We start from the raw sequence: 24,669 nt of genomic DNA, 5'->3' as shown, positions 1-24,669 counted from the left end.
GAGGTAGATAGGTTGGGGGTGGAAGTGCAGTAATGCATGGAGCTGACCAATACTAATCGGTCGAGGGCTTATCCTAAAATAAAATGCAATGGAGTTTCGGATCCAGTTTTCAGGGTGTAAGTTTGGTGAGGTACAAGCTCAAGTAGCTTATACTAAACAGAACTAACACACAGCATTTGGCGATGCTGATTCCTGAAAAAAAGTATTTGCTAGTCAAATACATGTTTGGTGGCGATAGCGGAGGGGTTCCACACGTACCCATCCCGAACACGACCGTTAAGCCCTCCAGCGCCGATGGTACTTGGACCGCAGGGTCCTGGGAGAGTAGGACGTCGCCAAGCAAAAGTAAGAAGAACCATGATCTCCTTGAGATTATGGTTCTTTTTTGCGTTGAAAAGGTAAGAAATATATACTTAACTTAATGGAAAGGTACAAATTGAGACTAACTCATACCAATTAAAGCTATTTTGAAATAAATTAGTACCAGGTATTAGTATCAGGTGTTATAATAGGGATAAGGATTATAAAGGAGAGTGATCAGATTGTTGAATTCTAAAGCAAAGCTTACGGCCCTGGGTACTTATGTACCTGAACGGATTTTGACGAATGCCGACTTGGAGAAGCTTGTGGATACTAGTGACGAGTGGATAGTACAACGAACGGGTATGCGTGAACGGCGAATTGCGGCTGAAGACCAATATGTATCTGATCTATGCATTCAAGCCGTTACACGTATGATTAAGCTCTATGACGTAAATATAAACGAGGTTGATATGATCATTGTAGCGACAAGTACGCCTGATTACTACTTTCCAAGTACATCTTCACGAATTCAGGCCCATTTTAATATTCCGGATACGGGATCAATGGATGTAAGTGCAGCATGTGCAGGATTCACCTATGGACTTCATCTAGCTAATGGCCTTATTACGGGTGGTCTACACCGTAAGGTTTTAGTGGTGGGAGCGGAAACGTTGTCCAAAATTACAGATTACACGGACCGGACGACTTGTGTACTTTTTGGAGACGGAGCAGGGGCTGCTCTTGTTGAATATGACGAGGATGAAGGATCTTTTTTGACCGCAGACATCGGAACTTATGGGCAAGGGGGAGTTCATCTCTATCGGGCAGGTTTATCTGATTATTTAGATGGAGAAAAGCTGCAAGCTAATGGATTTCTTGTTCAAAATGGACGTGAGGTTTATAAATGGGCTGTTCGCTCTGTCCCAGCGGGAGTAGAACGGTTATTGGAGCAGGCTGGAATGAAGAATGAGGACCTTGACTGGTTTGTACCGCATAGCGCCAATCTGAGAATGATCGAATCCATATGTGAACGAGGGGCAATACCTTTGGAAAAGACGCTGACAAGTGTAGAGTTTTATGGCAATACATCGGCGGCATCTATTCCTTTAGCTTTACAGTGCGGTTTGGATGATGGGCGTTTACGGTACGGACAGCGGGTATTGTTATATGGGTTCGGAGGGGGCCTGACTTATGCAGGTCTGCTGTTAAAATGGAGCGTGCCTGATTTGTAAGCTGTCCGGATGGTATAATTAACAATATAAGAGAAAGGGGCGTAACATGAAGGTATTAGTATTAGCAGAAAAACCATCCGTAGCCAGAGAGATTGCACGTGTGATGGGAAGCCGCGAGAAGCATAAAAGCTATATAGAGGGGCCTAAGTATGTTGTGACGTGGGCGTTAGGACATTTGGTTGGACTGGCAGAGCCGGAGGATTATGATTCCAAGTATGCAACCTGGAATTTGGAGGACCTGCCGATCCTTCCGAAGAGTACCAGGCTGAAGGTGCTACGGGAAAGCAATCATCAGTTCAAGGCTGTGCAGCAGCTCATGAAGCGGCAGGACATTGGAGAGCTTATTGTGGCAACGGATGCTGCACGTGAAGGGGAACTGTTGGCACGTTGGATTATACAAATGGCGAATTGGAAAAAGCCTTTTCGCCGCTTGTGGATTTCATCGCAGACGGACAAGGCGATCAAGGAAGGCTTCGCGAAGCTGTTGCCTGGGCAGCAGTTTGATCGTTTATACGAATCGGCTCGTTGTCGGGCTGAAGCAGACTGGATGATTGGGCTGAATGTGACCCGCGCATTGACGTGTCGCTATAACGCTCAGCTTTCGGCGGGAAGAGTACAGACACCGACGCTGGGGATGATTATGGAACGTGAGAAGGAGATTACTCAGTTTCGTTCTCAGGAATATGATACATTGACAGCAGACTTTGGTGATTTTCAGGCAACTTGGCGTGCAGAAAATGGCGACTCACGCATGTTTGACCGTACTCAAGCAGAGGCTTTGCGCCGCAAATTGGAAGGCGTCAAAGGTACGGTTGCCAGTGTCAAAAAAAGTGAAAAGAATGAGCCACACCCGTTGGCTTATGATTTAACCGAGCTGCAAAGGGATGCCAACCAGCGCTACGGCTTTTCGGCCAAGCAGACGTCTAATGTGCTTCAACGTCTGTATGAGCAGCATAAGCTGGTCACGTATCCACGTACAGATAGCCGTTATCTGACATCCGATATGGTGGATACCCTTAAGGAACGGCTCAATAGTGTGGCTGTAGGTCCGTATGCTTCCTTGGCACGCCCGTTACTGCGCAAGAGCTTGACGATCTCGAAGCGAATTGTGGATGACACCAAAGTAACAGATCACCATGCGATCATCCCTACAGAGCAGACGTTGTTGCTTAATCAGCTAAGCCCGGAGGAACGTAAGCTGTACGATCTGATTGCGCGGCGATTTATCAGTCTTTTCTATCCACCTGCTCGTTATGATGCTGTAGCGGTTTCGGTAACAGTAGAGCAGGAAACGTTTCAAGTCAAAGGCACGACGATAAAAGATAGTGGCTGGCGTGCGGTATATGACGGAAATCTCTATGATACGGACGACGAAGCAGAGGAACGTGAGGACAACGGAAGTGGTGTTATTTTACCTGAACTGAAAAAAGAGGATTCTGTTCGGATAGAGCGTTGCCTTGTGCGTGCTGGACGAACGATGCCGCCAAAGCGGTATACGGAAGCGGCGCTACTTGCTCAGATGGAGAAGCACGGTTTGGGTACTCCTGCTACTCGCGCAGATCTGATTGAGAAGCTGGTTAGCTCGGATACAATGGAGCGTCAGGGAAATGTAATGCATCCAACGGGGAAAGGCAAGCAGCTGATTGAGCTGGCAGCTCCACAGCTAAGAACACCGGAGCTGACGGCACGTTGGGAAGCGGAGCTGGAACGAATCGCCCGCGGTCAAGGGCAACCGGGACCGTTCTTGGACTCGATTCGTGCGATGGCGAAAGAGCTGGTTTCCACTGTGAAAAATAGCAGTGCCGAATACAAGCCCCATAACGTGACGAATAGCCATTGCCCGGATTGTGGTACAAAGCTTTTGGAGAAGAAAGGCAAACAGGGCAAGTTCCTTGTATGTCCAAGTGCGGATTGCGGTTATCGCCGTTCGGGAGAAAAACGTCTATCGAATCGTCGTTGTCCGCAGTGCCATAAAAAAATGGAAATGAAAGAGGGCAAGGCGGGTTTGTATGTCAGATGTCTGCCTTGTGGCATTACCGAAACACTGGATAAGGACAAGCAACGGGTAAACAAACGTGAACAGCAGAAGCTGGTAAGACATTATGAAAAGCAGGAATCTCTTGGCTCCAGTCTGGGTGATCTGCTGAAAGCAGCCTTGGAGCAAAAGCAGGGAAAATAACGGGCAGCTACAAGTAATCCAATATCAAGTCAACAGCAAGGACGATAAGCATCAGCAAATCGGTATAAAATCTTTCGCTCCTTGGCATGGTAAGCCGAGGAGGTGAGTAGTTATGCCCAAGCATAAGCCACTTAAAATCAATAATCAGCAAAATAAATCAAGTATTTTGGAGGAAGAAATCGCTCCACATCCAGAGAAGCAGGCGAAATATCCTCCAAGCCTGAATGGGATTCCTAAACAACAGTCCTGATACGAAGTGACAGGAGCACAGGATTGTAGCAAAATGGAATCAGTTATCCATTGAATGGTATGGATTTAACCATCTGACGGGCAAACTTAAACTTGAAGCTAGATCAAGGCTGAGACAATTGGGCTCAGTGTGGAGTTGTGGGTTTGTCATTGTCTTGCGTAAAAGGAGCAACAGTTACGGTATATCACCGTTACTGCTGCTCCTTTTTTAGTGAACTGGCTTTGATATCTTATTGTTCATTGGAAATCACTTATTTGGATTTTTACAAAATCCTCATTTATTAGTATTCATTAAAGAAGGACTGAATTTGTTTAACATCATGCGTTTGAGTCAAAGCAAGCATGAGCAAGATCCGTGCTTTTTGCGGATTGAGCGAGTCAGTGGAAACAAAGTTGGACGCTGCGTCTTTGGTAGACGGAGAGACGATCCCGCTGCCTACTCGGCTGGAACGTGCGATGATAACTCCTTTTTTACCTGCTGCCTCAGCACCTTCTGTAGAGGTCTTGGACAAGGAACCATTGCCGGAGCCTGCCACAACGATACCTTTGGCACCTGCCGCTACGGCTGCATCATACAGATATCGCCCGTTATTTTGATATTCATATAAAATATCTACCTGAGGCAGTTGGGTCAGATTGGAGATATCGAACACGGAAGCAGTTGTATGCTTGTGTGTAGGTTTGTTGTAATAATGCACTTGATCTCCCACAACAGCTCCCAGATAGCCCTGTTCTACGGCCTTGAATGTATCGACTGCTGTCGTGTTCGTTTTGGTAATGTATCTCGCTGCACCGATGCGGTCATTCAGCAGTACGAGTACGCCTTGACCTTTGGAGGCAGAAGCCCCGGCGACTTTCACAGCATTATAGAGGTTAAAAGGACCATCGGCGCTGATTGCTGTAGCTGGACGCATGGAGCCAACGACAACAACGGGCTTATCGCTTTTGACGACCAGATTGAGGAAATAAGCGGTTTCTTCCAGCGTATCTGTACCATGAGTAATAACGATTCCGTCCACATCATCTCTGGCGAGCAGTTCATTCGTACGTTTGGCGAGTTTTAAAAGGATATCATTATTAATGTCGGGGCTGCCCACATTGACAACCTGTTCACCGCTGACGTTAGCAATACTTTTCATTTCAGGAACGGCGTTAATCAGAGTCTCGACACCCAACGCGCCTGCTTTGTAGTCGGTTGTATCGGTGTTGAAGGCAGATGACCCTGCGATGGTTCCTCCAGTAGCAAGTATTTTAATGTTGGGTAGATTATTGGTTTGTGGTTTCTCAGATTTATCGGTGACAGTAGTGGCAGATGTAGGTGCAGTCGTGCTGGTAGTAGCTGCTGCCGCAGCGTTAGCGGTAAAACCGCCACTCCATAAAGTACTTCCGAGAATAAAACTGGCCAGCAGGGGAATCATCGTCATTTTTTTCATGTTAGTCATATAAAGCTCCTCTCCAATGTGCAAACCATAGATATGAATGATAGATTAACTGACAAATATTTTGTCGAACTACGTTAATATCACGAATTATAGAGGCTGAAATTGTTTTTAGTCAATACATATGTCACATAATATGACGTTATAACTTATTTTTTATAAATTCAATCGTTTTATTGTTTGTATAAGGTGTGTAGTAAGAGGATAGCTATTACTTTTTATATGATTTTGTATAGAGTTCATTAGTAGGATGATAGGGGTAGTTAACTTTATGTAAGTCATACGATTACACAGGGTAAACCGAAATCGACCGGTCTTCCGGCCGTTCTACAATATAAAGTATTCAATGAATTAGATGCTATCACTCGTTCTGTACGTTTTGAAAATATAGGCAGTTCAAATGTAACGCTTCGACGGGCTTTAAGCTGTAATGTGGATTTCGTGACGGTGATTATGATATGTGCAATTGTCTGGTTCATGAGGTAGGGAGAGTCATTCCAGACGCCGGAAGCTGTACTGGTTCGTTCCTCGGAAGAATTGTGTGATATGTCGCGCACCTATCATCGCTTATATCGAACAAGACTGTCAAGAGGAGGATTCCGTGATCAGGTTCGTCCGGTGCTGATTAAAAACTGGGAAGCCACGTATTCTGATTTTAATGTGGATCGGATTAAAGAAATTGCTTCGGCTGGTCAGAAACTTGGAATTGAGCTGTTTGTACTGGACGATGGTTGGTTGTCTGGGTAGACTGGGAGAAGAGATTACTGCGACAGGATGGAAGTGAACATCGAAGTTACAATAAGCAGACACCTCAAAGGGAGCCTGCTTATTGTTTTTGCAGAAGCTAAAAGAAGGCAATGTATCTGGTTTTTGCAACATCTAAAGTAAATACATTGCAATCCAAACTGACATTATACGTGAATAACATGGTTTTACAGCTTATACAGCAGGGTACCTGCAATTAAGGATTGTTGGTATGCTGTTTGGTCGGCAAGCTGGCGCTGGGAGTTCCTTTTCCTCTTTTACGATTGCGTTCTGCCTTTTTCGCATTTTCCCGCAGCTTTTCCACGTATTCATGGGTGCTTTCCATCGTAGTCCCTCCTTTAATTCAAGGATATCCGTCATACAACGTTACTATATCCGCAAAAGCGGTATTTCAGTCAGGAGAAGGCGTTGTTTCTGCAAAAGGGGTGGAGTTATAATGAAGGGGAGAGGGCTATAGAGGGGCTAATGCCTGGACTCGGTACGGTGTGCAAAAGGAGGGGAGACATTGCAGACAGGCTTGTTGGTGTGGCTGCTGTTTATAAACGCAGTAGGCTATCTGGTAATGTCGGAAGACAAAAAGAGGGCGCGTAAGCACCGTGATCGTGTACCCGAACGGACGCTGTTTTTGCTGGCCCTGATCGGGGGAGCGTTAGGCGTGCTGATTGCAATGTACCGCAAACGCCACAAAACGCGGCATATGAGCTTCAGACTGGGTATTCCTGCGTTGCTGTTCGTTAATGCATTGCTGTACGGGTATTTTTTACGGTAAAGCCGTGGTTTAGGCTCTCATGGGGATGTTTAATGATGAGTAGGGCGGCTATGCCAGCGTTTGGCAATGTGAATGTACGAACGCCCAAAGGAATACATATTTCAGGCTTTGTTCTAACAAACTGAATAGGAAGAGGTGCATATGTATGTTATTTTCGAAAATATTGCTTGCTTATGACGGTTCCGAGGCATCCAATAAGGCTTTGTTGAAGGCGGCTGAATTAGCCAAAGCTTCACCATCCTCAAAGCTTGAGGTCGTAACGGCGTTTGATTTTCCGCGTATTTTCATGGGTGAAGGTTTGGCCCCGATTCCAGCTTCGGTGAATAAAGAATATTACGATTTGGCGGAGCAAACCACGGATGAGGTCAAAAAACGGCTTGCCGACCAGGGCATTGACGCCAAGGTGGAGCTGATTCAGGGTTCGCCGGCTGAAGTTATTTTGGATTATGCGAATGAAAATGGCTTCGATGTGATTGTGATCGGCAGCCGTGGTTTGGGTGGTATTCGTGAATTTGTGCTAGGCAGCGTCAGTCATAATGTGGTGCAGCATGCGCGCATTCCTGTGCTGGTCGTGAAGTAACAGAATAGAAGGAATAAAAGTCGGATTACTGCCTACACAGGAAGTACCGGCTTTTATTTTTTTTGTGGAGCATAGAGCCAGTCTATGATGGCAGTCTGAGGCCAAGAGTCGGCTAAATGTATAGCTATTGTCCCGGCTTGCGGGTAGAAAAGGGTTTGTGTTTTGTCAAACACGAACATTCAATTGGATGATTTTAATAATGTTCGTTTTCAAGTTGACATAAGGTGTAGGGAATTGTTAAACTATGAAGTGTATTGTCGATAAAAAAAGAACTTTAGGTAAAATTTAATAAGGTACACATGTTTGAGCCGAAACAGACCACGATCATGTTTGTTAGAATATCGTTTGGGGTCGCTTGGGCACAATGCTGACTCGTATAATGCCGGGGATATGGCCCGGAAGTTTCTACCTGGAAACCTTAAATTTCCGGACTACGGGAGACATACGGCTGAAGCCGCATTTGTTGCGGTGAAACAGGCTTGCTTTTGGCATGCCTTTGTGAGGCTTTGTCGTTTGTTTTTCGTAGTCCGGTGTCTTGAAAATAACGTTATTTTCGAGTGCCGGATTTTTGGCGCTTATTGATAAACAGGGAGTGAAGGACATGTCAGTGCAGGTCGCTGTCATTATGGGCAGCACATCGGACTGGGACACCATGCAGCATGCATGTGCAGTGCTGGACGAGCTTGAAATCGGATATGAAAAAAAGGTGGTCTCAGCCCATCGAACGCCGGATCTGATGTTTCGTTTTGCAGAGGAAGCCGCCGGGCGCGGGCTGAAGGTTATTATTGCCGGAGCGGGTGGCGCGGCGCATTTGCCGGGTATGGTGGCGGCCAAGACGACATTGCCAGTCATCGGTGTGCCTGTCCAGTCGAAGGCGCTGAACGGTCTGGACTCCCTGCTTTCCATTGTGCAGATGCCGGGAGGCATTCCGGTCGCTACTGTGGCAATCGGTAAAGCAGGTGCTACGAATGCAGGGCTGCTGGCAGCACAAGTATTGGGTGCTTTTGATGAAAAAGTGCGTCAGCGGGTCGAAGCAAGACGCGACCGTATCCGTGATGAGGTGCTGGAAGGCAGTGACTCGCTATGAATGAGGCATGTGAACCCACAGGCTGTGTTCGACCTCCCGGTACAACGATTGGACTCTTGGGAGGCGGACAGCTGGGAAGAATGCTGGTACTGGCGGGAGCAAAGATGGGATACCGTTTTGTGACGCTGGACCCGACACCGGATAGTCCGTGCGGGCAGGTGTCAGAGCAGATTTTCGCTGCCTATGATGATGAACATGCGGCCAGAGAGTTGGCCGGGCGATGCGATGTGATCACGTATGAGTTTGAAAATGTGGATGCGGGTGTAGCCGCGCTTTTGGAACAGGAATCAAGTGTGCCGCAGGGCAGCCGTTTGTTGTACACAACACAGCATCGGTTACGGGAAAAACGCTCGATTGAAGCCGCTGGCGTTCCGGTCGCTCCGTATCGTGAAATCGGCAGCGCTGCCGATATGGTTCAAGCGGTAGCCGAGTTGGGCGTGCCATGTGTACTCAAGACAGCAGTCGGCGGTTATGACGGCAAGGGACAAGCGGTTATTCGCCAACCCGAGGAAGCCGTAGCTGCTTATGAAGGGCTGGTTGGTAGCGGTGCGGAACTGGTGTTAGAACAGTTCATTCGTTTTCGCTGTGAAATCTCGGTAATCGTAGCACGCAGCACGAACGGGGAAGCCAAAGCCTTCCCACCTGCGGAAAACATTCATGTGAACAATATTTTGCACACGTCGATTGTACCCGCGCGCGTGCCACAATCCGTGCAGGAAGAAGCACGCAAGCTGGCTTTGGCTGTGGCGGAGTCGTTAGGCGCGGTGGGTCTGCTCGCTGTAGAAATGTTCGTTACCGAAGACGGACATTTGTACGTCAATGAGCTGGCACCGAGGCCGCATAACTCCGGTCATTACACGATGGAGGGATGCGCAACGTCGCAATTTGAGCAGCATATACGTGCCATTTGCGGCTTGCCGCTGGGAAGCACGAAGCTGCTGACTCCGGTCGTTATGGTCAATGTGCTAGGTGAGCATTTGGAGGACGTGGTTCAACGGTTCGTGCAGCCGGATGCCGAAGCTGAAAGATTGGATGTTGTGCCCAAGCTGCATTTGTATGGAAAAAGCGAAGCCAAACCAGGCCGAAAGATGGGACATATGAATCTACTGTGCCAGGATGCGGAACAAGCGCTGGAATGGATTGAACAAACCAATATTTGGGGGAATAAATAGTTATGATCGAACGCTATAGCAGACCGGAAATGAGAGCGATTTGGACGGAAGAAAATAAATTTAAAGCATGGCTGGAAGTAGAACTGTGTGCCTGTGAAGCTTGGGCAGAATTGGGCGTTATTCCGAAAGAGGACACTGTGGCGCTGCGTAAGAACGCAAGCTTTGATATTGACCGGATCTATGAAATTGAACAGGAAACAAGACATGATGTCATTGCTTTTACCCGCACAGTGTCCGAAAGCCTTGGCGATGAGCGCAAATGGGTGCATTACGGCCTGACCTCCACGGATGTGGTAGATACCGCACTGGGCTACTTGTTGAAGCAGGCGAATGAAATTCTAGAGCGCGATATCTTGAATTTTATTGAAATTTTGAAGGAAAAAGCACTGGCTTACAAGCATACGCCGATGATGGGCCGTACACACGGGGTACACGCTGAACCGACGACGTTTGGCCTGAAAATGGCTTTGTGGTACGAGGAAATGAAGCGCAATTTGGAACGTTTCCGTTTTGCGGCTGACCAGGTTGAATACGGTAAAATGTCTGGTGCAGTCGGTACGTACGCTAACATTGATCCAGCGGTAGAAGAGTTTGTATGCCGCAAGCTGGGCACCAAGCCTGCGCCAATCTCCACACAAACGCTCCAACGTGATCGTCATGCCGAATACATGGCGACATTGGCCCTGGTAGCCACATCGCTGGACAAATTTGCGACAGAAGTCCGCGCGCTGCAAAAGAGTGAATTCCGTGAGGTGGAAGAAGCCTTCGCGAAGGGTCAAAAAGGTTCCTCTGCGATGCCACATAAACGCAATCCAATCGGTAGCGAAAATATTTCCGGTCTGGCGCGTGTGATTCGCGGGCATATGGTATCCGCGTATGAGAACGTAACACTGTGGCATGAGCGGGACATTTCGCATTCTTCCGTGGAACGTATCATTTTGCCGGATGCAACGATGCTGTTGAACTACATGTTGAACCGTTTTGGCAATATCGTGAAGAACCTGACGGTATTCCCTGAAAATATGAAGCGCAATATGGCGCGTACGTATGGTGTACCGTTCTCTGGCCGTATTATGACGAAGCTGATCGACAAGGGCTATAGCCGTGAAAAAGCCTACGATACCGTGCAGCCGCGTGCTATGCAGGCATGGGAAGAGCAGCGTCAATTCCGCGAAATCGTCGAGGCGACTCCGGAAATTACCGCTGTGCTCAGCCCGGATGAAATCGAGGATGCTTTCAACCCGGCATGGCATCTGAAAAACGTAGATACGATCTTTAAAAAGCTGGGATTAGGGGAATAGGAGAGAGGGGGGGCGCTTGGTGAGGCCGCTGCGCGAACGGATCATTCTTCCGATTGCTGTTGCCTCTGGATTCCTGTGATTGTATAAGACCAGATAATGGTTGGAATCCAGAGGCAAAGGCAAGCGCTGACGCTTCTTCAGAACGATTCTGTCCGCTCCGCTGCTTCCAGCACCAACCTTCGTGTGGGAGCAGGAATAGGGGGCGGTGCGGCACATAAGATGCCGCACCACCCCAAAGAGCGATAGAAAAGCGTGTTCCACTGCTTTTCTATCGCATAGTAACGTTCTCGTGAGGGTTGCCGAATTTGCGTAGCAAACAGCCTGCAGCCCTCCCGAGAACGCGCAAGGCTCAAGGAGCGAAGCCTTGAGCCAACGTATAAGTGCGCATGCGTAGATATGCGCACGACAGGCGAAGCCTGAAGGCTCGGCGGCATGACGTGCCGAGCTACGGCCACGGGCCGAAGGGTTTGGCGGCATGTCATGCCGCCGAGCCATGGTACAACCGTAAGCTGCATATGAATTGCAGCTTAGAGGGCTCAACACTGATACGAAGCGAACGCTCGTAAAAACAGCGCTTCGCACCAACGTAAAAGCGTTGCTGGATTAAAGCTTGTGCCAACAAGCCTTAATCCAGCGGAACGCGCTCACACCACCCCAGCTACAATAAACAGCCCCGCCCACTCACTGCGCCAAACCCTTGCGGGAGTCCCGAGGGCAGCAGCCCTGGGGGTCCTCCCCGAGGGGAGGATTTAGGAGGGGCAAAGGTTTGAGGGGCCATACTCTTTTGAAAGAGGTGTAATGAAATGTCATTGTCTACCGCCGAGGGTCTAATCCATGCGCCGTTGCTGTACAAAGGCAAGGTGCGTGAGCTGTATGATCTCGGAGAGCATTTTCTGATTGTCGTGACGGATCGGATTTCGGCCTTTGATTATGTGCTGGAGCCACCCGTGCCCGAAAAGGGGAATGTGCTGAATAAGCTCAGCGCTTTCTGGTTTGAACAGACGAAGGACTTGTTGGAAAACCATGTCGTGCATACCGATGTGAACAAGCTCGGACATGTGATCGACGAACAAAATAAAGAATTGCTGAAGGACCGGATCATGGTCACGCTGAAGGCTGAACGCATCGACATTGAGTGTGTGGTGCGCGGATATATTACCGGAGGCGGCTGGCGTCAGTATGAGCAGAACGGTGAGGTGAACGGCATTTCATTGCCAGAGGGACTGCGTAAAAATGAGCGTTTTCCCAAGCCTTTATTTACACCGGCTGCAAAAAATGATGTTGGACACGACGAGGACATTTCCCTTCACCAAATGAAAGAACTGGTCGGGGTTGAACTAACAGGTGAGCTTGAGGAAAAGAGCTTGGCGTTGTACGAATTTGCACGTGCTTTCTGCGAGAAGCGGGGAATTATTTTAGCCGATTGCAAGTTTGAGTTTGGTCTTGTTAACGGTAAGGTGATTTTAATAGACGAAATTTTCACTCCTGATTCATCCCGTTTTTGGGCGCAGGAAAAGTATGAGCTGGATGTTGAGATTGACAGCATGGACAAGGAGCCGGTACGAAGCTATTTGGCATCATCCGGTTGGGACAAGAATAGCAAGCCCGATCCGTTGCCTGCTGAGGTCGTAGAAGAAACAACTGCAAGATATACGGATATTTGGCGGCGTCTGACGGCACAGTAAATAGTAATCATAATTCAACCAATAGGATTCACTCATTCGGAGGAGGAACTGAAGGAACATGATGAAAGCAACAGTCTATGTCACGATTAAGCAAAGCGTTTTGGACCCGCAGGGGGTTGCGGTGCAAGGCGCACTGCATTCTATGGGTTTCGGAGAAGTGGACAGCGTCAGAATTGGTAAGTATATGGAATTGAATCTGGATACAACAGACCGCGAGAGTGCTGAAAAGCGCATCATTGAGATGTGCGAAAAGCTGTTGGCCAACACGGTCATTGAAGACTACCGCTACGAACTGGAGGGCTGATTCCATGAAATTTGCAGTTCTGGTTTTTCCGGGCTCCAACTGTGATATTGACTGCTATAAGGCGGTAGAGGACACGGTCGGTGAACCTGTCGATTATGTTTGGCATACTGCGACGGATCTGTCGCCTTATGATTGTATTCTTGTTCCAGGAGGCTTCTCCTACGGGGATTACCTGCGTTGCGGCGCGATTTCCAGGTTTGCACCGGTGATGAAGGAAGTTGCCAAAGCGGCTGCCGAGGGCAAATATATTTTGGGGATTTGCAACGGATTTCAAATTCTGACCGAAGCTGGGCTGCTGCCAGGAGCTTTACGCCGTAATCTATCGATGAAATTCCTATGCCGGGATACAGTGTTGCAGGTTGCGAACAACCAAACACCTTTTACAAAAGATTACGCTGCTGGTGAAAAGATCATTATTCCGATCGCCCACGGTGAAGGCAACTATTACTGTGATGATGAGACGCTGGCTCGTTTGCAGGCGAACAATCAGATTGTATTTAAGTATAAAGATAATCCTAATGGTTCCGTGACGGATATTGCAGGGATTTGTAATGAGCAAGGTAACGTACTGGGCATGATGCCCCACCCGGAACGCGCGGTGGACGCATTGCTTGGAACGGATGACGGCAAACGTATGTTTACATCTATTTTGAACGCTTGGAGGGATCGTCATGGCGCAGCAAGTATCCGCTAAGGAACCAACGGCAGAGCAGGTTGCCGAACATAAACTGTATCAGCAGATGGGTGTGTCGGACAGCGAATATGCGTTGATCTGTGAATTCATGGGGCGTCAGCCGAACTATACGGAGATAGGCGTATTCAGTGTCATGTGGTCAGAGCATTGTGCTTACAAAAACTCCAAGCCGTTGCTGCGACGTTTTCCAACGAGTGGCCCACGAGTTCTGATGGGACCGGGTGAGGGTGCAGGGATTGTAGATATCGGTGATAATCAGGCAGTTGTATTTAAAATCGAAAGTCATAACCATCCGTCGGCTGTGGAACCTTTTCAGGGGGCAGCGACAGGGGTCGGTGGCATCATCCGTGATATTTTCTCCATGGGCGCAAGACCTGTGGCGGTGCTGAATTCTCTGCGTTTTGGCAAGCTGGAGAGCGACCGTGTGAAATATTTGTTCGAGCATGTGGTATCCGGTATTGCCGGATATGGGAACTGTATCGGTATTCCGACGGTCGGCGGCGAGGTTGTATTCGATGAAAGCTACGAAGGCAATCCACTCGTCAACGCGATGTGTGTCGGACTGATTGACCATGATAAAATCCAGCGTGGTGTTGCTAAAGGGGTCGGTAACCCGGTGTTCTATGTGGGACCGCCGACAGGCCGTGACGGGATTCACGGAGCGACATTCGCATCGGTTGAGCTGACCGAGGAATCCGAAGCGAATCGGACGGCGGTTCAGGTAGGCGATCCATTTATGGAGAAGCTGGTTATGGAATCATGTCTAGAGCTGATCGACAGCGGTATTGTGCTGGGTATTCAGGATATGGGCGCGGCAGGACTTACCTGCTCCAGCGCAGAGATGGCGAGTAAGGCTGGCAACGGTCTCGAGCTGTATCTGGATCAGGTACCGCAGCGTGAAGAGGGTATGACACCTTATGAAATGATGCTGTCTGAATCTCAGGAACGCATGCTGTTCGTAGTAGAACCGAAGGATGAAGCACAGGCGCTTGAAATTTTCGAGCGTTGGGGTGTGATTTGTGCCAAGGTTGGTAAGGTGACGGATGACGGACGTTTGCGTTTGTTCCATCATGACGAAGTGGTGGGTGACATGCCAGTGACAGCGCTGGTGGATGAGTGTCCGATTTACGACAAGCCTTCCGAAGTTCCTGCTTATTATGAGCAGAACGCTACCATTGACACACTGCGTTATGCAGAAGTGACGGATTTGAACGGTGCGCTGAAAAAGGTACTGTCTTCGCCAAGTGTAGCTAGTAAAAAATGGGTATATGAGCAGTATGATTACATGGTTCGCACCAGCACGGCCGTTCGTCCAGGCTCGGATGCAGCTGTAGTGACTGTGCGCGGAACTCGTAAGGGACTCGCCATGACGACAGATTGTAACGGACGTTATGTATACCTTGATCCAGAGGTAGGCGGACGGATTGCAGTCAGCGAAGCAGCGCGTAACATTGTATGCTCCGGCGGCGAGCCGTTGGCAATTACGGATAACCTGAACTTCGGTAACCCTGAAAAGCCGGATATTTTCTGGCAAATGGAAAAAGCCGTGGACGGTATGGCAGAAGCTTGCCGTGTACTGGATACACCTGTCATCGGGGGCAATGTCAGCTTGTACAATGAAAATGCTAAAGGCTCCATCTATCCGACGCCTGTTGTCGGTATGGTAGGTCTGGTACATGATACAGATCATATTACGACACAAGGTTTTAAAGCCGAAGGCGACGTGATTTTCCTGGTGGGAGAAACGAAGGCCGAGCTGGGAGGCAGTGAGTTTCAGGCTGTCGTACACGGTGTATCCGAAGGACGACCGCCTGAGCTGGATTTGAACGTGGAGAAAAAGCTGCTGAATGCGGTGCTTAGCGCCATCCAATCAGGCTTGGTACAATCCGCGCATGATCTGGCAGAGGGCGGTTTGGCTGTAGCGCTTGCGGAATCTGGAATTAGCGGCGGATTGGGAGCACAGGTCAACGTAGAAACGACCTTGCGTCCTGACCATGCTTTGTTTAGCGAAAGTCAGTCCCGCATTTTGTTATCTGCATCGCCAGATAAAGCGTCTGCGCTGGAAGCACATCTGCGTGGTTTGGAAGTGCCAGTTACCGTATTAGGAAAAGTTGAAGGATCACAATTGACAGTTGAGGTGAACGGACAACCCGCTTTGAACGAGGCAGTCGCCAGTTTGAAGCAAATCTGGGAGGATGTCATTCCATGTCTGATGAAATAACAGCACGGACGTTGTGGACTGGAGATTATTATAATGAAGGCTCTGGTAAAGAGGGGCTGTTTGATAAATTAAAAGAGGAATGCGGCGTATTCGGGGTGTACAGACATTCCGATGCTGCTTCTCTAGCATATTACGGATTGCATGCGCTCCAACATCGTGGGGAGGAAAGCGCGGGCATCTGTGTCAGCAGTGGAGACGAGTTCCATTATCATCGTGGAATGGGTCTTGTAAAAGAAGTATTCAATAAAGATTTGATGGCTTCGCTGACAGGCGATATTGCCATAGGACATGTGCGCTACTCGACAAGTGGAGACAGTAAGCTGACGAATGCACAGCCCTTGGTTTTCAAATATCGTGATGGCGATCTAGCGGTAGCGACGAACGGGAATATCGTGAATGCCTTGCAAATCCGGCATGAGCTGGAGCAGGGCGGGTCTATTTTTCAAACGACAAGCGATACAGAGGTCGTTGCGCATTTGATCGCACGATCGTCCAAGGATTTAGTGGAGGCTGCGAAAGATGCATTGAAGCGTATTGTCGGCGGGTTTGCTTTTCTTATTATGACCAACGACAAGCTGCTGGTCGCTTCCGATCCTAACGGCTTGCGTCCGTTGACGATGGGCAGATTGGGTGATGCATATTTGTTTGCTTCCGAATCCTGTGCTTTGGAAACGATTGGAGCAGAGCTGTTGCGCGATATCGAGCCGGGTGAACTGTTGGTGTTGGACAAAAATGGATTGCACGAAGACCGTTACAGTGAAGGCAAGCATCGTAAAGCACTGTGCGCGATGGAATATATTTATTTTGCCCGTCCGGACAGTGACTTGAATGGTTCTAATCTTCATGCTGCACGTAAAAGAATGGGCAGCCAAATGGCGTTGGAAGCTTTTGTCGATGCTGATTTGGTTACCGGGGTACCGGATTCCAGTATTTCTGCGGCGATTGGTTATGCAGAGCAGACAGGTATTCCTTATGAATTGGGCATGATTAAAAATAAATACACCGGACGTACCTTCATCCAACCGAGTCAGGAGCTGCGCGAGCAAGGTGTGAAAATGAAGCTGAGCGCCGTACGCCGCGTTGTCGAAGGTAAACGGGTCATCATGATCGACGACTCCATTGTGCGGGGCACCACATCCCGCCGAATCGTGAATATGCTACGGGATGCGGGGGCGCTAGAGGTACATGTACGTATCACCTCGCCGCCTTTCAAAAACCCGTGCTTCTACGGCATCGACACGCCGGATCGCCGGGAACTGATCGCGTCGTCCAAAACAGTCGAGGAAATCCGTCAGGAGATTAACGCCGATTCGCTCTATTTTATGAGCGCTGAGGGCTTGATCGCCGCTGTAGGCGGATATAACGAAGAGGATTACAAAGGCGGTTTGTGCCTGGCCTGCTTCGATAATGATTATCCCACTCAAGTGGATTTCAAGGGCGAAGAAAAGCTCGGATGTAGTTGTTGAGAAAAAGGGAACAAGAGAGGTACAACGGTGCATGGCAGGTGTGGGGATGGCGGTTCTGAGGGGCCACTCCGCGAGTGGAAGGTTCTTACGATCGCTGTTGCCGCTGGATTCCTGGATTAAAATGACCCCTTACAGGGTTGGAATCCAGCGGCAAAGGTGAACGCTTCGCTTGTCCAGAATCCTTCCACCCGCTCCGTTCCTCAGATGTGCATCCTTTTTGCAGCAGTGCCTATACCTCTCTGGTTCCCACCGGGAAGAGGACAGGTAAGGTAGTTAAAAACTCATGGCATAACTATTTCATGCCATGAGTTTTTAAAGGGGCAGGTAGCTCAAGAAAGCCACCTGTTCACTTAGAAGTTTAGCAGCCAGTGCGCGCTAAGCGACTAGCCGTACAGCAGGCTGGGCGAAGCTGCCTGCCTCAAACCTGAGGGCAAAGAAGTATGCCAGCCACTTGGCGCTGCTCACTTCTTTGCCCGGCACATCCCCGCCTTTGCGAAGCAAACAGCCCGGGATGTGCCGGGCCGCCGCTGCGAAAGGCGGCCGCGCACTAAAGCGTATCCTTTCTATTCGCGGGTTATGCCCGCGAATAGAAAGGATAACACGCGGCTCCCAGCACGAACCAATCACCAAGCAACACCAACCCTACGCATCTGACCGACTCTTGAGGGGTCCAGGGGGAGCAGCCCCATGGAATCCTCCCTACTAGGGAGGACTTAGGAGGGTCAATCATTTGAAGGAGTGTTCATGAATGTCCGAAGCATACAAAAACGCAGGGGTAGATATCGCTGCCGGTAATGAAGCAGTAGAACGGATGAAAAAGCACGTCAAACGTACCTTCCGTCCCGAAGTGCTGACGGATTTGGGCGGATTCGGTGCGTTGTTCGGCCTGAATAAGGATAAGTACGAGGAGCCTGTACTCGTTTCCGGTACGGATGGAGTCGGCACGAAGCTGAAGCTTGCTTTCGCGATGGATCGTCATGACACCATTGGTATTGATGCGGTTGCGATGTGTGTGAACGACATTGTCGTCGGGGGCGCAGAGCCGCTCTTTTTTCTCGATTACCTCGCTTGTGACAAGGTTATACCTGAGAAAATCGAAGCTATTGTTGCCGGAATCGCAGAGGGCTGCCATCAATCGGGTTGTGCGCTTGTCGGCGGTGAAACAGCAGAAATGCCGGGGATGTATAGCGAAGGTGAATATGATATTGCCGGATTTACGGTCGGAATTGTAGATAAAAGCAAGATCATTAACGGCAGTTCCATTGCTCCCGGAGATACAGTTATCGGACTGGCCTCCAGCGGAGTACACAGCAATGGCTTCTCGCTAGTTCGCAAGCTGTTATTGGAACAGCAAGGATACAGTCTGCATGATGAAATCGAAGGCTTGAACGGAAAACTGGGTGATGTACTGCTGGAGCCAACGAAAATTTATGTGAAATCCGTTTTGGCTTTGCTGGACAAGGTAAAAGTAAAAGGCATGGCGCATATCACGGGTGGCGGTTTTATCGAAAATATCCCTAGAGTGCTGCCGGATCACGTTAATGTGGATATAGAATACGGAGCTTGGCCGATTCTGCCGATCTTCCAGCTCATGCAGGAAAAAGGTGCAATCTCCAACAAAGATATGTTCACAACCTTTAATATGGGAATTGGAATGGTTATCGTTGTAGGCGAAGAGCATGCACAGACTGCACTGGAAGTTCTGAAAGAACAGGGCGAAGCCGCTTATGTGATCGGAAAAGTAACGGAAGGCAGTTCTATTGTGACCTTTACGGGAGCCGAGGTGTAATGAACGAGTACCGGGTTGCTGTTTTTGCATCAGGTGAAGGAACGAATTTTCAGTCATTGGTGGATGCGGCTGTGCGAGAAGAACTGGGCGGGGCAACGGTGAAACTGCTGATCTGTGACAAGCCTGCGGCTCCTGCCGTAGCTAGAGCACAGAAAGCCGGAATAGCGTGCCATACTTTTCGACCCAAGGAATATCCTTCTCGAGAAGACTATGAGCGTGAACTGGTGGCTTTACTGGAGCAGAAATCGATTGATCTCATCGTGTTAGCTGGCTACATGCGTTTGCTATCCAGCGTCATGGTCGATGCCTACGCTGGAAAAATCATCAATATTCATCCGTCGCTACTTCCTGCATTTCCAGGGAAAGATGCTGTTGGACAGGCATTGGCCTATGGGGTCAAGGTAAGCGGGGTCACCGTTCATTTTGTGGACGGGGGGATGGATACCGGAGCAATTATTGCCCAGCGTGTCGTAGAAGTATACGACCATGATACAGCGGAATCCTTATCCGCAGCCATTCAATCCGTGGAACGTCAGTTATATCCAGAGGTGGTTGGCAGACTGGCTCAAGGCAAAATCCAATTGGATGGCCGTAAGGTGATTTCACTTCTCTAAAGAGATGATTGTAATTTGTCATATCATTGTCATATCAAGGATGCCGTATAGGCATTTTCCGATATTTCTCGGGAAATAAATTGATAAAGAGCTAAAGGAGGAGAAATGGTGAGTATTAAAAGAGCGCTTGTCAGCGTATCAGATAAACGGGGGATCGTGGAATTTTGCCGCGAGTTGTCCAAATTGGGTGTGGAAATCGTTTCGACAGGGGGAACGAGCAGCTTGTTGTCGAAGGAGGGTATTCCTGTCATCGGCATTTCAGAGGTAACAGGATTTCCTGAAATTATGGACGGACGTGTTAAAACACTCCATCCAGCGGTACACAGCGGCCTGCTGGCTGTTCGGGATAATGAGGAACATCAGCGTCAGATGAAGGAGCTTGGACTGGATTACATTGATCTGGTCGTTGTGAATCTGTATCCTTTTGCGGAAACGATCGCCAAACCCGGTGTAACCTATGAGGACGCGATTGAAAATATTGATATCGGCGGTCCAACTATGCTGCGTTCTGCGGCAAAAAACCATGCATTCGTAAGTGTGGTAGTAGATGCGGACGATTACAGTACAGTGCTGGACGAAATCCGCAAGGATGGCGATACCGAGCTGAATACTCGTAAGCGTTTGGCAGCAAAGGTTTTCCGTCATACAGCCTCATACGACGCGCTCATCTCCGATTATTTGTCGAATGTGACAGGCGAGCCTTTGCCTGAGCGTTACACGGTAACCTATGAAAAAATTCAGGATTTGCGCTATGGCGAGAATCCGCATCAGCAGGCAGCATTCTACCGTCAGCCGTTGGCGGCCAAGGGTACACTGACGACAGCGAAGCAGCTTCACGGCAAGGAACTGTCCTACAATAATATCAACGATGCTAATGCGGCCCTGCAAATTGTTAAAGAATTCAGCGAGCCAGCAGTGGTAGCCGTTAAGCATATGAATCCTTGCGGCGTGGGAATCGGCGGCAGCATTTATGAAGCGTACAGCAAGGCGTATGCGGCTGATCCAACTTCCATTTTTGGCGGCATCGTAGCGGCTAACCGGATTATTGACGGCGATACAGCGAAGAAGCTGAGCGAAATCTTTTTGGAAATTGTACAGGCACCGGGCTTTACGGAAGAAGCACTGGAGATTTTGACGAAAAAGAAAAACATCCGTTTGCTTGATCTGGGCGAGTTATCCACATCTGAACAGGCTGAAAGTCGTTTCGTAGTTACTTCGATTGAAGGCGGCATGGTTGTTCAGCAGAACGACATTCACGCTGTAGACCCGGACGCGCTTACTGTAGTGACAGATCGTGCGCCTTCCGAGGAAGAACTGAAACAGCTTTTGTTTAGCTGGAAAGTGGTTAAGCATGTGAAGTCCAATGCGATCGTACTGGCGGCAGACAATATGACTATTGGCGTGGGTGCGGGACAAATGAACCGTGTCGGAGCGGCTAAAATCGCTATCGAGCAGGCTGGAGACAAAGCAAAAGGTGCTGTGCTGGCATCTGACGCATTTTTCCCGATGGGCGATACGCTGGAGCTGGCAGCCCAAGCAGGCATTACGGCAGTTATTCAGCCGGGCGGCTCCATCAAGGACGAAGAATCCATCAAGGTTGCTAACGAACACGGCATTGCGATGGTCTTCACAGGCGTGCGTCATTTCAAACACTAGCTTGTATTAGCTGAGAATGCAGCAGCATTCTCTCACACGAGGATTTTGCAAAATCTTGACACCATAACGGGAGCGGGAGGAATCACCTGAATGGATATTTTGGTTATCGGTGGGGGCGGCCGCGAGCATGCGATTGTGTGGGCACTGAAAAAAAGCCCCAAGGCCGGACAAATCTACTGCGCGCCGGGCAATGCTGGCATTGGGCAGTTGGCAGAGTGCGTACCGATTCTGGTGAGTGATTTTAACGCGTTGACAGAGCTGGCGGAATCCAAAAAGGTCGGACTTGTTGTAGTTGGCCCCGATGATCCGCTGGCAGACGGTATTGTGGATGCTTTTGAAGCGAAAGGCATTCCGGTATTCGGACCGCGTAAAAATGCAGCGGAAATTGAAGGCAGCAAAATCTTCATGAAGGATCTGCTGCACAAATACCATATTCCGACAGCGACCTATCGCAAGTTTTATACCTATGAGGAAGCACATGCCTATTTGAAGGAACAGCCGATTCCTGTGGTCATTAAGGCGGACGGACTGGCAGCGGGCAAAGGGGTCACAGTCGCCTACTCAATGGAAGAAGCGGAAAAGGCTTTATCCGACATTATGGTAGCAAAGGTGTTCGGCGAAGCTGGGGCGCAGGTTGTGATCGAGGAGTTTCTGGCAGGACAGGAAATGTCGATTCTTTCCTTTGTGGATGGCGAAACGGTTCGTCCGATGGCAGCGGCGCAAGATCATAAGCCTATTTTTGATGGTGACAAAGGGCCGAATACGGGGGGGATGGGCACGTATTCCCCATTACCGCATATAGCCGATTCGATTATTGAGGAGGCCATTGAGACCATCATTAAGCCGACGGCAAAAGCGATGGTGGCTGAAGGTCGTCCGTTCCGGGGCGTTTTATTCGCGGGATTGATGATTTCTCCGGACGGTAAGCCGAAGACGATTGAGTTTAACGCACGCTTCGGTGATCCGGAAACGCAGGTTGTACTGCCACGGCTAAAATCTGATCTGCTTGATATTTTCCTGGCTGCTGTGAATGGCACGCTGGATCAGGTAGAGATTGAGTGGAAAGATGAAGCGGCGGTATGTGTGGTGTTGGCTTCCGGGGGCTATCCCGGTACGTACGCCAAAGGGGTGCCGATCCACGGACTGGATCAGGCGAATGAAGCTATCGTGTTTCATGCCGGTACAGGCATGAATGAACAGGGCGAGTGGGTCACAAACGGCGGACGTGTGTTGGGCGTGGTCGGCTTGGGACGTGATATTGCCGAAGCACGGGGCAAGGCGTATGAACAGGCGGCACGTATTACCTTTGAAGGCAAGCAAAACCGTACGGATATTGCGGCAAAAGCACTGCTATAGAAGCGTCTTTACAAGATAGAGAGGACCTCTTCGGAGGTTCTCTTTTTTTCGTTTGACAAAAGTATACTTATCCTATAGGATTAAAAATACAAAACTGACTGACTGATCAATCGGGAGGAGGAAACCCATGCAGCCAAGGAAGGCGAAGCAGTCCGAGACAGCCGCGAATGGACCATTGGTTGATCACGCGGGAGAAGAAACAGCCGAAACCGATCGCAGAACACAGCTTCTTCACATTGCATTGAAGCGATTCGCCGAGCAAGGATATCATCAAACGAAGATTTCAGATATCGTGGTCGAGGCCGGAGTGGCCCAAGGCACGTTTTATTGGCATTTTAAAAGTAAAGAAGCGCTGGCACTGGAGATTATCGCTACAGGCCGCGAACAACTGCTGGCAGCAATAGGACAAGGATACCGCCGTGATGCAGGCACGCTGGCTGATATGGTTAAAGCATCCGAAGCGCTGTTTGTCCGTCTGTTTGATTTTTCATTGGAGAACCGCTATCTGATGGGATTACTCCTGATCGGCAGCGGTGTTGATGAACCGGTACGCCAGGGCATTCGGGAGACGAGAATCGCGATGGAACTGGCCTTTCGACGCAATATGGAGCGGGCGATAGAGCTGAACATGCTACCCGCCGGATTGGATGTCGAATTACGGGCAGCGCTGCTCATGAGCATGATCGAAGGTGTTATTACACGCTGGCTATTCGGTTCCGAGGGAACACATGACAACATTACGCAGGTAACGGCTAAACGATTGGCGGCAGAAGCGGCTAATTTTGAATTTTACGGGCTGTTGGGTCAAGGCTAGGCGTGTGGGAGTCCACATCGCATGAATTGGCAGTAAGAGGCGAATAATAGAGCCAAAATACACATATGTACTCAATCATTTACATCCAGACAGGAGAGAACGATTCATGAAAACACGTAAAAGAGGGTTCCTGGTAACTACACTGATGGCTTTGGCCATGTTCAGTCTGGTGCTGAGCGCTTGTGGAACGAAACCGGAAGCTGCCAACAGCAATGAGGCGGCAGCGGGCAATCAGCTCGAAGCAATCAAGAAGGCTGGAGTGATCAAGGTTGGAATGATGGGTACGTACCAGCCGTACAATTTTTTGAACGATAAAAAGGAATTGGACGGGTTTGATGTTGATATCGCGAATGAATTGGCGAAGCGTATAGGGGTCAAAGCGGAGTTCACGGCACAAGAATTTTCGGGACTCATTCCAAGTCTGCAAAAGAAGAAATTCGATGCGGTGATTAGCCAGGTGACGATTACGTCAGATCGTGAAAAGGTCATTGATTTCACAGAGCCGTATATCACAAACAATGTAAATATTATCGTAAACAACAAAACAAACGATATTACCAAGCTGGAGGATTTTAAAGGCAAAACGATTGGTGTCGGCTTGGGAACAAATGATGAGTCCTATCTGCGTAACGAAGTGCTGCCGAAGGTTGGCGATTTCGAGATTAAAACGTATGATGATGTCATTACTTCCTTGAAGGATCTGAACTCTGGTCGCATTGACGCAACAATCAACAATTTGTATGCGCTCAAGCCCATTGTTGATAAAAACGGCTTCCAGATTAAGGCGGTAGGCGAGCCAATTAAATCCGACCAAGCGGGTGTGGCTATTAACAAGGATACTCCTGAGCTTAAAGCAGCCTTGAACAAGGCTCTGAAAGAAATGAAGGAAGACGGCACCTATAAAACGATTTTCAAAAAATGGTTCGGCGAGGAGCCGAAAGAATAACGTAAGCCTGTTACAGGCGTCTGGCTCCGGTCTGGCTTTCATGCTGAC

At 49.1% G+C, this 24,669-nt stretch carries 22 protein-coding genes, 1 rRNA gene, 1 pseudogene and 1 riboswitch; of the genes and pseudogenes, 21 read left to right on the top strand and 3 right to left on the bottom strand.

The window, feature by feature from the left end; all coding sequences use genetic code 11:
• Positions 1 to 224 precede the first annotated feature (224 nt).
• The 4 genes from rrf (at position 225) to E0698_RS22565 (ending at position 3,964) form a co-directional block, all read left to right on the top strand.
• Positions 225 to 341: ribosomal RNA gene (gene rrf / locus E0698_RS22580) — 5S ribosomal RNA — on the top strand.
• 201 nt (positions 342 to 542) lie between these two features.
• Positions 543 to 1,535 carry a ketoacyl-ACP synthase III gene (locus tag E0698_RS22575; protein ID WP_149096203.1) on the top strand — a complete coding sequence of 331 codons (993 nt, stop codon included), beginning with the start codon at positions 543 to 545 and terminating at the stop codon, positions 1,533 to 1,535.
• A gap of 46 nt (positions 1,536 to 1,581) precedes the next feature.
• Positions 1,582 to 3,714, top strand: a complete 2,133-nt coding sequence (locus tag E0698_RS22570; RefSeq protein WP_192512955.1) for a DNA topoisomerase III — start codon at positions 1,582 to 1,584, stop codon at positions 3,712 to 3,714.
• A 112-nt stretch (positions 3,715 to 3,826) separates the two neighbouring features.
• Entirely contained in the window at positions 3,827 to 3,964 is a 138-nt protein-coding gene (locus tag E0698_RS22565; protein WP_167518699.1) for a hypothetical protein, read from the top strand.
• 280 nt (positions 3,965 to 4,244) lie between these two features.
• On the opposite strand, the gene E0698_RS22560 is transcribed toward E0698_RS22565, so the two are convergent.
• Positions 4,245 to 5,405, bottom strand: coding sequence for a type II asparaginase (locus E0698_RS22560; protein WP_192512954.1), 1,161 nt, complete (start codon positions 5,403 to 5,405; stop codon positions 4,245 to 4,247).
• A gap of 267 nt (positions 5,406 to 5,672) precedes the next feature.
• Between E0698_RS22560 and E0698_RS22555 the strand changes: the two are divergent.
• Positions 5,673 to 6,137, top strand: a pseudogene (locus tag E0698_RS22555) (alpha-galactosidase); the annotation flags it as partial.
• A 226-nt stretch (positions 6,138 to 6,363) separates the two neighbouring features.
• Here E0698_RS22555 and E0698_RS22550 read toward each other — a convergent pair.
• The gene (locus E0698_RS22550; protein ID WP_023987044.1) at positions 6,364 to 6,492 is read right to left on the bottom strand and encodes a DUF4023 family protein; all 129 of its coding nucleotides are present in this window, start codon (positions 6,490 to 6,492) and stop codon (positions 6,364 to 6,366) included.
• A 180-nt stretch (positions 6,493 to 6,672) separates the two neighbouring features.
• Here E0698_RS22550 and E0698_RS22545 point away from each other — a divergent pair, with 180 nt between their 5' ends.
• The 10 genes from E0698_RS22545 to purF all read left to right on the top strand — a co-directional run bounded on the left by E0698_RS22545 (position 6,673) and on the right by purF (position 17,446).
• Complete coding sequence (locus E0698_RS22545) at positions 6,673 to 6,936, top strand: DUF1294 domain-containing protein (RefSeq protein WP_044647005.1); 264 nt, start codon at positions 6,673 to 6,675, stop codon at positions 6,934 to 6,936.
• Between the two features lie 145 nt (positions 6,937 to 7,081).
• Positions 7,082 to 7,516, top strand: coding sequence for a universal stress protein (locus E0698_RS22540; RefSeq protein ID WP_149096206.1), 435 nt, complete (start codon positions 7,082 to 7,084; stop codon positions 7,514 to 7,516).
• 352 nt (positions 7,517 to 7,868) lie between these two features.
• A riboswitch (purine riboswitch) is annotated at positions 7,869 to 7,970 on the top strand.
• A gap of 147 nt (positions 7,971 to 8,117) precedes the next feature.
• Entirely contained in the window at positions 8,118 to 8,603 is a 486-nt protein-coding gene (gene purE, locus E0698_RS22535; protein WP_134911187.1) for a 5-(carboxyamino)imidazole ribonucleotide mutase, read from the top strand.
• A complete protein-coding gene (gene purK, locus E0698_RS22530; protein ID WP_192512953.1) occupies positions 8,600 to 9,775 on the top strand; it encodes a 5-(carboxyamino)imidazole ribonucleotide synthase in 1,176 nt (391 codons plus the stop codon). Before purE ends, purK begins: the two co-directional genes overlap by 4 nt.
• Before the next feature lie 2 nt (positions 9,776 to 9,777).
• Positions 9,778 to 11,076 carry an adenylosuccinate lyase gene (purB, locus tag E0698_RS22525; RefSeq protein WP_192512952.1) on the top strand — a complete coding sequence of 433 codons (1,299 nt, stop codon included), beginning with the start codon at positions 9,778 to 9,780 and terminating at the stop codon, positions 11,074 to 11,076.
• A gap of 803 nt (positions 11,077 to 11,879) precedes the next feature.
• On the top strand, positions 11,880 to 12,761 hold the full coding sequence (locus E0698_RS22520) for a phosphoribosylaminoimidazolesuccinocarboxamide synthase (protein WP_192512951.1): 882 nt from the start codon (positions 11,880 to 11,882) through the stop codon (positions 12,759 to 12,761).
• 58 nt (positions 12,762 to 12,819) lie between these two features.
• Positions 12,820 to 13,065, top strand: a complete 246-nt coding sequence (gene purS / locus E0698_RS22515; protein WP_013308797.1) for a phosphoribosylformylglycinamidine synthase subunit PurS — start codon at positions 12,820 to 12,822, stop codon at positions 13,063 to 13,065.
• 4 nt (positions 13,066 to 13,069) lie between these two features.
• Positions 13,070 to 13,759 carry a phosphoribosylformylglycinamidine synthase subunit PurQ gene (gene purQ, locus E0698_RS22510; RefSeq protein ID WP_192512950.1) on the top strand — a complete coding sequence of 230 codons (690 nt, stop codon included), beginning with the start codon at positions 13,070 to 13,072 and terminating at the stop codon, positions 13,757 to 13,759.
• The gene (gene purL / locus E0698_RS22505) at positions 13,737 to 15,980 is read left to right on the top strand and encodes a phosphoribosylformylglycinamidine synthase subunit PurL (RefSeq protein WP_192512949.1); all 2,244 of its coding nucleotides are present in this window, start codon (positions 13,737 to 13,739) and stop codon (positions 15,978 to 15,980) included. The genes purQ and purL overlap by 23 nt, the downstream gene beginning before the upstream one ends.
• Positions 15,965 to 17,446: an amidophosphoribosyltransferase gene (gene purF / locus E0698_RS22500; RefSeq protein ID WP_192512948.1), complete on the top strand. Its 1,482-nt coding sequence runs from the start codon at positions 15,965 to 15,967 to the stop codon at positions 17,444 to 17,446. The genes purL and purF overlap by 16 nt, the downstream gene beginning before the upstream one ends.
• Positions 17,447 to 17,821: 375 nt before the next feature.
• Here the strand turns inward: purF and E0698_RS22495 are convergent, their stop codons facing one another.
• The gene (locus E0698_RS22495) at positions 17,822 to 18,076 is read right to left on the bottom strand and encodes a hypothetical protein (RefSeq protein ID WP_192512947.1); all 255 of its coding nucleotides are present in this window, start codon (positions 18,074 to 18,076) and stop codon (positions 17,822 to 17,824) included.
• Positions 18,077 to 18,194: 118 nt separating this feature from the next.
• Between E0698_RS22495 and purM the strand changes: the two genes are divergently transcribed.
• The 6 genes from purM to E0698_RS22465 all read left to right on the top strand — a co-directional run bounded on the left by purM (position 18,195) and on the right by E0698_RS22465 (position 24,621).
• The gene (purM, locus tag E0698_RS22490) at positions 18,195 to 19,235 is read left to right on the top strand and encodes a phosphoribosylformylglycinamidine cyclo-ligase (RefSeq protein ID WP_044647013.1); all 1,041 of its coding nucleotides are present in this window, start codon (positions 18,195 to 18,197) and stop codon (positions 19,233 to 19,235) included.
• On the top strand, positions 19,235 to 19,849 hold the full coding sequence (gene purN / locus E0698_RS22485) for a phosphoribosylglycinamide formyltransferase (protein WP_192512946.1): 615 nt from the start codon (positions 19,235 to 19,237) through the stop codon (positions 19,847 to 19,849). Before purM ends, purN begins: the two co-directional genes overlap by 1 nt.
• A gap of 108 nt (positions 19,850 to 19,957) precedes the next feature.
• Complete coding sequence (gene purH, locus E0698_RS22480) at positions 19,958 to 21,505, top strand: bifunctional phosphoribosylaminoimidazolecarboxamide formyltransferase/IMP cyclohydrolase (RefSeq protein ID WP_192512945.1); 1,548 nt, start codon at positions 19,958 to 19,960, stop codon at positions 21,503 to 21,505.
• 90 nt (positions 21,506 to 21,595) lie between these two features.
• Positions 21,596 to 22,861 (top strand): phosphoribosylamine--glycine ligase, encoded by a 1,266-nt coding sequence (gene purD / locus E0698_RS22475; RefSeq protein WP_192512944.1) that lies wholly within the window; start codon positions 21,596 to 21,598, stop codon positions 22,859 to 22,861.
• Between the two features lie 127 nt (positions 22,862 to 22,988).
• Positions 22,989 to 23,675: a TetR/AcrR family transcriptional regulator gene (locus E0698_RS22470; RefSeq protein WP_192512943.1), complete on the top strand. Its 687-nt coding sequence runs from the start codon at positions 22,989 to 22,991 to the stop codon at positions 23,673 to 23,675.
• 106 nt (positions 23,676 to 23,781) lie between these two features.
• Complete coding sequence (locus tag E0698_RS22465) at positions 23,782 to 24,621, top strand: transporter substrate-binding domain-containing protein (protein WP_192512942.1); 840 nt, start codon at positions 23,782 to 23,784, stop codon at positions 24,619 to 24,621.
• Positions 24,622 to 24,669: the final 48 nt, after the last annotated feature.

It is taken from the genome of Paenibacillus sp. 23TSA30-6, from assembly GCF_014858585.1.
Lineage (GTDB): Bacteria > Bacillota > Bacilli > Paenibacillales > Paenibacillaceae > Paenibacillus.
The sequence above is the reverse complement of the archived record's forward strand: the minus strand, read 5'-3'. Positions and strand labels throughout refer to the sequence as shown.